Origin of the sequence: Sphingopyxis sp. (assembly GCF_025869345.1) — a bacterium.
Taxonomy (GTDB): Bacteria; Pseudomonadota; Alphaproteobacteria; order Sphingomonadales; family Sphingomonadaceae; genus Sphingopyxis.
In genome coordinates this window covers 1-5,803 of record NZ_JAOZVW010000113.1, presented here as the reverse complement: position 1 = coordinate 5,803, position 5,803 = coordinate 1, and the positions used below count along the sequence as shown (strand labels likewise).

The following is a 5,803-nucleotide window of genomic DNA, read 5'->3' as shown; positions in this document are numbered from 1 at the left end:
ATAAGAGCGGTGCGCCTTTCATCTGACCCACCGTCCCGTTCGTGTCGAGCGAAGTCGAGACACCCATCGGGGCAGCGCAAGGCCGATGGCGGCCCCCGCCTGCGCGGGGGCGACGTCTCTCTTCCAACTTTCCCTCAAATCTGCCACGGCCGCGCCATGCGCAGCCTTTCCGACATCTTCGACGAATATGATTTCCTCGACGGCGACGATCGCTATCGCCTGCTGATCGAGCTCGGGCGCGAACTCGAACCGATGCCCGATGCGCTCAAGACCGACGCGACGCTCGTGCGCGGCTGTTCGGCGAGCGTCTGGGTCTATCCGGTTTCGCAGGACGATGGCCGGCTCCATTTCCTCGCCGACAGCAATGCCGCGATCACCAAGGGGATCGTCGCGCTCGTCCTCGCCGCGGTGCAGGACAGGCCGGCGGCCGAGGTCGCGGCGATGGACGTCACCGCCGCACTCGCCCACTTCGACCTGACCCGCCAACTCTCGTCGAACCGCACCCAGGGCGTTCCCAACATGATCGCGCTGGTCCAGGACACGGCACGCCGGATTGCGGCGGGTTAGAAGAAGACTTCAAGGCATCGGCGGCGATCACCCGCCATTTCATGCTCGGACAAAGAAAAGGGGCGCGGGAGTTTCCTCCCACGCCCCGATTTTCCGGCCCTGATCGGGGATCAGAACTCGTAGGAGACGCCGATCTTCAGGCGCCACACCGACGAGCTGGTGTTGATACCATTGTCGTCCGCGATGCTGTCCACACCGTTGAAGCCGGAGATGATGTAGCGGCCATCCGAATCGAAGCCGGTCGACCCAAGCGACGCGATGTCCTGAAGCCCCGCGAAGTTGCGGCGACGCTGAACGTTCCAGTCCTTGTCGAGGAAGTTCAGGAAATTGTCCATCGTCGCATAGAGCTTGATCTTGTCGTTGCGGCCGAACAGGCGGCCCGGACCAGGAAGCTCCTGCGAGAAGGACAGATCCATGTCGAAATACCAGTCGTTCGAGCAGGTGTTCCGCGGGATCGTCTTGCCGACATATTTCTTCGCGCAGCCCAGGCCGCTCGCGAAAGCGACGAGATCCTTCACTGCCGTCATGTTCGACGACGGCGAGATGTTCGGATCGTCGATCCCGGTCGGCAGATAGGCGAGTGCGTTGTTGCTGCCCGACACGCTGTCGTTGAAGATGCCGCTGCCGCCGAACGTCAGGCTGTACGGACGGCCCGAGCGAGCGATGAAGCTGATCGCAAAGCGCGTCGACAGATCGTTGAAGAACTCCTCGCGGAAGGCGAGGCGCGTCGAGATATTGTGGCGGCTTTCGTAGAAGCTGCGCGACGCCCCCGGATTCTGGCGATCGAACGCGGCGACATAGTCGTAGTTCGACCCTGCCGTCGAGTTGTACATGCTCCGCCGGTCCTGCGAGTCGGTATAGGCATAGCCGAAGTTGAAATCGACGCTGCCATTCTCGGTGAACAGCCCGCCGTCGAAGGTCTTCGACAGGATGATCGACGCATTGTGGCTGCGATAGCCGGCGCTGTTGGTGAGTTGCAGTTCGTCGTCGCGGCCGGTGTTGAAGCAGACCGCGTTGACGTCCTCATACACCGGAGCCGGATTCAGCCCAACGAGCTTTGCCGTACAACCCGCGACGTTCGGATCGATCGCGCGATAGATCGGGCGGCCGTCGATCGTGTAGCCGTTGAGGCCCAGATTCGGGTTCACCGTCTGCGACAGGTCGACCAGCGTCAGCGGATTGCGATATTTGCTGTAGATATAATCGAGGTTCAGGTTCCAGCCGCTGAAGAAGCCCGACGGGGCGAAGTTCAGTTCCGATTGGAAGCCGATGTTGGCGCGCAGCACCGTCGGCATCTTGATGTCCGGGCTGATCGACTGGGTATCGCCGAGGCCGCGCGCGGCGGTGGAGATGCCGGCAGCCTGGATGCAGGTCGGAACTCCGCTGAACTGACCACCCGTCAGGACGCTGATCTGGCCGGTCGGACAGTTCGATGATCCGGTATTGCCTTCGTTGAAGCCGCGGCCGTCGTTCTGGAAGGCATTGCCGAACCAGACGACCGGGTCGCCGCCCGAGAAGATGCCGACGCCGGCGCTGAGCTTCGGCCGCCCGAACACCGCGAAATCGTCCATGTCATAGGTCAGCGCGAGGCGCGGCATCACGACCGGCGCCAGATTGCTGAATCCGGTGGTGTTCGGAATGCCATAGCGCTGCGCGAAGACCGGATTGTAGCGCGGATTACCGCCGTCGTACCAGTCGGTGCGCACGCCGATCACCGCGTTCAGGCGATCGGAGATTTCCCAATCGTCCTGCGCGAAGATCGAATAGATGCTGCGCGTGAACGCGGCGGCGGCGTCGTTGATGTCGCCCGTCGACGAGAAGTTGCCGAAGGCGCCATAGGTACAGCCGTTGACGACGTTGACGGGCGTGGTCGAGTTGGTGACGTTTCTGCAAGCCGGATCGGGACCGGCCGGAACCGCGCCCGGCGACAGAAGGCCGGCCCGCAGGTCGTCGATATTGCGAAACACCAGCGTGCCGGTCGCGTTTTGGACGAACAGGTTGAACAGGTTGGCGCGGTTGAGTTCGGCGCCGATCTTCAGCGTATGCGAACCGGCGACCAGCTTGGCGACCGCACGATACTGGTCGATGTCGGTGCGAAGGTCGTTCGCCGAGCGCGAGGTGCCCGGACCCGCCAGCACTGTGCCGTCGATCCCCGTCGGATTGTCGATGCCGACGATGATGCGCGGGATCGGGTTGGCCGACTGGGCTTCGCCGCCGCCGATCGGGTCCTGACGGTCGCGAACCTCCGAACGCGAATAGCGCAGTTCGGTCGAGAAATTATCGGTCCACTGCGAATAGAGGCGGCCCGAATAATAGTTCGACTTGGTGCCGCTGGTGTAGAAGGTGTTGAGGCCGACGGCCTGCGGCGACGTGCCCGTGAACAGGTCATCGGGGCGGGTCGAGCCTTCCTCGAGCCGCTGATAGGTCAGCTCGAGGCGGTGGTTGTCGGTGATTTGCCAGTCAAGGCGGCCGAAATAGCGGTCGTTCGAATAGGGGCGATTGGTTACGAGCGGGCCGGTGTCGACGCCGTAAGTGTTCTTCAGAATGCCCGAGATTTCGTTGAACTGATCGACGGTGATGCCGGTCTGTTCGTTGGCGTAACCGCCGCCGACCGGGCCGTCGTCCTGCGCCTGACCGGCTTCCTGATGCTCATAGGCGCCGAAGATGAACAGGCGATCCTTGATGATCGGCGCGCCGGCCCACAGGCCCCAGCGCTTTTCGGGCTTGACCGGCGGCAGCTTGGCGATGCCGGGCAGCGAGTCGCCGCGCATGCCGTTGTCCGAATATTCGAAGAAGCCGCCGAAGTGATAGTCGTTCGTGCCCGACTTGGTCACGACGTTGATCGCGCAGCCGGTGAACGAGCCGTAGTCGACGTCGAACGGCGCGAACTGCACCTGCGTTTCGCGAACCGCGTCATAGGGGATCGGGGTCGAACTGCGCGACGAGAAGCCGGTGTCGTTGAGGCCGTAGACGTCGCCCTGGCTGATGCCGTCGACGGTGAAGGCGTTACCGCGGTCGTTGCCGCCGAGGCACGAGATGCGGTCCTGGCCCGAGCCGCCGTCGTCGCGATCGAGGCTGACGCGCGGGTCGAGGCGGATGATGTCGCGGACGTCGCGGTTGAACGACGGGGCGCTTTCGAGCACTTCGGTGGTGAAGCTATTGCCCGGGCCGACCGCGAGCTGGGTCACGCGGACGCGGGTGCCGGTGACGACGATTTCGCCGCCGCCCGACGACAGCGAGAAGGCGAGGTCGGTGTTGCCCTGCAGCGAGGTGTAGATGTCCTGCAGCGTCTGGCCTTCGAAGCTGTCGGCGCTGACCGAGACGCTGTAAGGCCCGCCGGTGACGAGGCCGGTCGCGGCGAAGCGGCCGTCGGCGCCGGTGGTGAAGGTGCGCGCCGCGCCGGTGCGCGTGTCGGTGATGATGACCTTCGCGCCTGCAATGGCGCCGCCATTGTCGTCGTTGACCTGGCCCTGGATGCCGGTGGTGATCTGTTGCGCCTGCGCCGGTGCGGCGACGACGGTAGCGACGCTGATAGCCATCAGGCTAGCCGCGATCGAATAACGAAGTTTCATGTCAGGATGTCCCCTTTGGTAGCATTCGGCAGCCGCGCAACCGGGCGCGCTTGACCTGCGAGCGCCCCTGAAGCCCGCATGTGGCACGATTGTGACAGCAATTGTGACAGTGCAAGCCGCGCTTGGCGGGCGGGCAGGGCGGGGGGTAAAAAAACGCGAATTTGCGTCGGTCCGCTGAAGTTATCCACAAGCGCCGGTGCGTTTTTTCGAGCGACTGTTGCTGCGATGCAACAAAACGGCGCCGCGCATTATGCGCGACGCCGCTGATTTCAATCGGACTATAGGCCGCGACTCAGGCGGGGCGAAATCAGGCCGCGTCGCCGGCGGCTTCCTTCGCCTTGTCGGCATAGACGCGGACCGGGTCCTTGCGGCCCTCGACGACATCCTTGTCGACGACGATCTCGACCACGTCGGTGAGGTCGGGCAGGTCGAACATCGTGTCGAGCAGGATGGCCTCGACGATCGAACGCAGACCGCGCGCGCCGGTCTTGCGTTCGATCGCCTTCTTGGCGACCGCGACCAGCGCGTCGTCGGTGAAGGTCAGCGCGACCTCCTCGAGGTCGAACAATTTCTTATACTGCTTGACCAGTGCATTCTTGGGCTCGCCCAAAATCTTGACCAGCGCATCGACGTCGAGGTCCTCGAGCGTCGCGATCACCGGCAGACGGCCGACGAATTCGGGGATCAGGCCGAACTTGAGAAGATCCTCGGGTTCGATCTGCTTGAGCGTCTCGCCCGCGCGGCGTTCGTCGGGGCCGGCGACATGCGCGCCGAAACCGATCGACTTGCCCTGCAGGCGGTCGCCGATGATCTTTTCGAGGCCGGCGAAGGCGCCGCCCGCGATGAACAATATGTTCGTCGTGTCGACCTGCAGGAATTCCTGCTGCGGATGCTTGCGCCCGCCCTGCGGCGGAACGCTCGCGGTCGTGCCTTCCATCAGCTTGAGCAGCGCCTGCTGCACGCCTTCGCCCGACACGTCGCGGGTGATCGAGGGATTCTCCGCCTTGCGGCTGATCTTGTCGATCTCGTCGATATAGACGATGCCGCGCTGCGCCTTTTCGACGTTGTAGTCCGACGCCTGGAGCAGCTTGAGGATGATATTCTCGACATCCTCGCCGACATAGCCCGCCTCGGTCAGCGTCGTCGCGTCGGCCATGGTGAAGGGCACGTCGAGGAAGCGCGCGAGCGTCTGTGCGAGCAAAGTCTTGCCGCTGCCGGTCGGGCCGACGAGCAGGATGTTCGACTTGGCAAGCTCGACATCCTCGCCGCGCCCCGAGTTCGCAAGGCGCTTGTAATGGTTGTGGACCGCGACCGAGAGGACGCGCTTCGCCTTGTTCTGGCCGATCACATAGGCGTCGAGATGCTGGCAGATTTCCAGCGGCGTCGGCACCGCGCCGTCCTTGCGCGCGGCGATCCCGCCCTTGATCTCTTCGCGGATGATGTCGTTGCAAAGCTCGACGCATTCGTCGCAGATGAACACGGTCGGACCCGCGATCAGCTTGCGGACTTCGTGCTGCGACTTGCCGCAGAAGGAGCAGTAGAGTGTGCTCTTGCTGTCCGAGCCGCTCAATTTCGTCATAAATCTTCCTCTGGCGGGCGCAAAAGGCGCGCTGCCGTCCTTATCCTAGCCCCCGGCCACCCAATTACAATATGGCAATTGGATG

3 protein-coding genes are annotated in these 5,803 nt (G+C 63.5%); 1 reads left to right on the top strand and 2 read right to left on the bottom strand.

Annotation, left to right across the window (positions count from 1 at the left end; genetic code table 11):
- Nucleotides 1–156: 156 nt before the first annotated feature.
- Nucleotides 157–567, top strand: a complete 411-nt coding sequence (locus OJI97_RS11785; protein WP_297663708.1) for a SufE family protein — start codon at nucleotides 157–159, stop codon at nucleotides 565–567.
- A 110-nt stretch (nucleotides 568–677) separates the two neighbouring features.
- Here the strand turns inward: OJI97_RS11785 and OJI97_RS11780 are convergent, their stop codons facing one another.
- Nucleotides 678–4,139 carry a TonB-dependent receptor gene (locus tag OJI97_RS11780; protein WP_297663707.1) on the bottom strand — a complete coding sequence of 1,154 codons (3,462 nt, stop codon included), beginning with the start codon at nucleotides 4,137–4,139 and terminating at the stop codon, nucleotides 678–680.
- Nucleotides 4,140–4,446: 307 nt separating this feature from the next.
- On the bottom strand, nucleotides 4,447–5,718 hold the full coding sequence (gene clpX / locus OJI97_RS11775; RefSeq protein ID WP_257547641.1) for an ATP-dependent Clp protease ATP-binding subunit ClpX: 1,272 nt from the start codon (nucleotides 5,716–5,718) through the stop codon (nucleotides 4,447–4,449).
- Nucleotides 5,719–5,803 lie beyond the last annotated feature (85 nt).

What these genes read in the sequence shown, in the direction of transcription:
- OJI97_RS11785 (WP_297663708.1), top strand. Translation starts at nt 157, where the DNA reads ATGCGCAGCCTTTCCGACATCTTCGACGAATATGATTTCCTCGACGGC.
- clpX (WP_257547641.1), bottom strand. Translation starts at nt 5,718, where the DNA reads ATGACGAAATTGAGCGGCTCGGACAGCAAGAGCACACTCTACTGCTCC.
- OJI97_RS11780 (WP_297663707.1), bottom strand. Translation starts at nt 4,139, where the DNA reads ATGAAACTTCGTTATTCGATCGCGGCTAGCCTGATGGCTATCAGCGTC.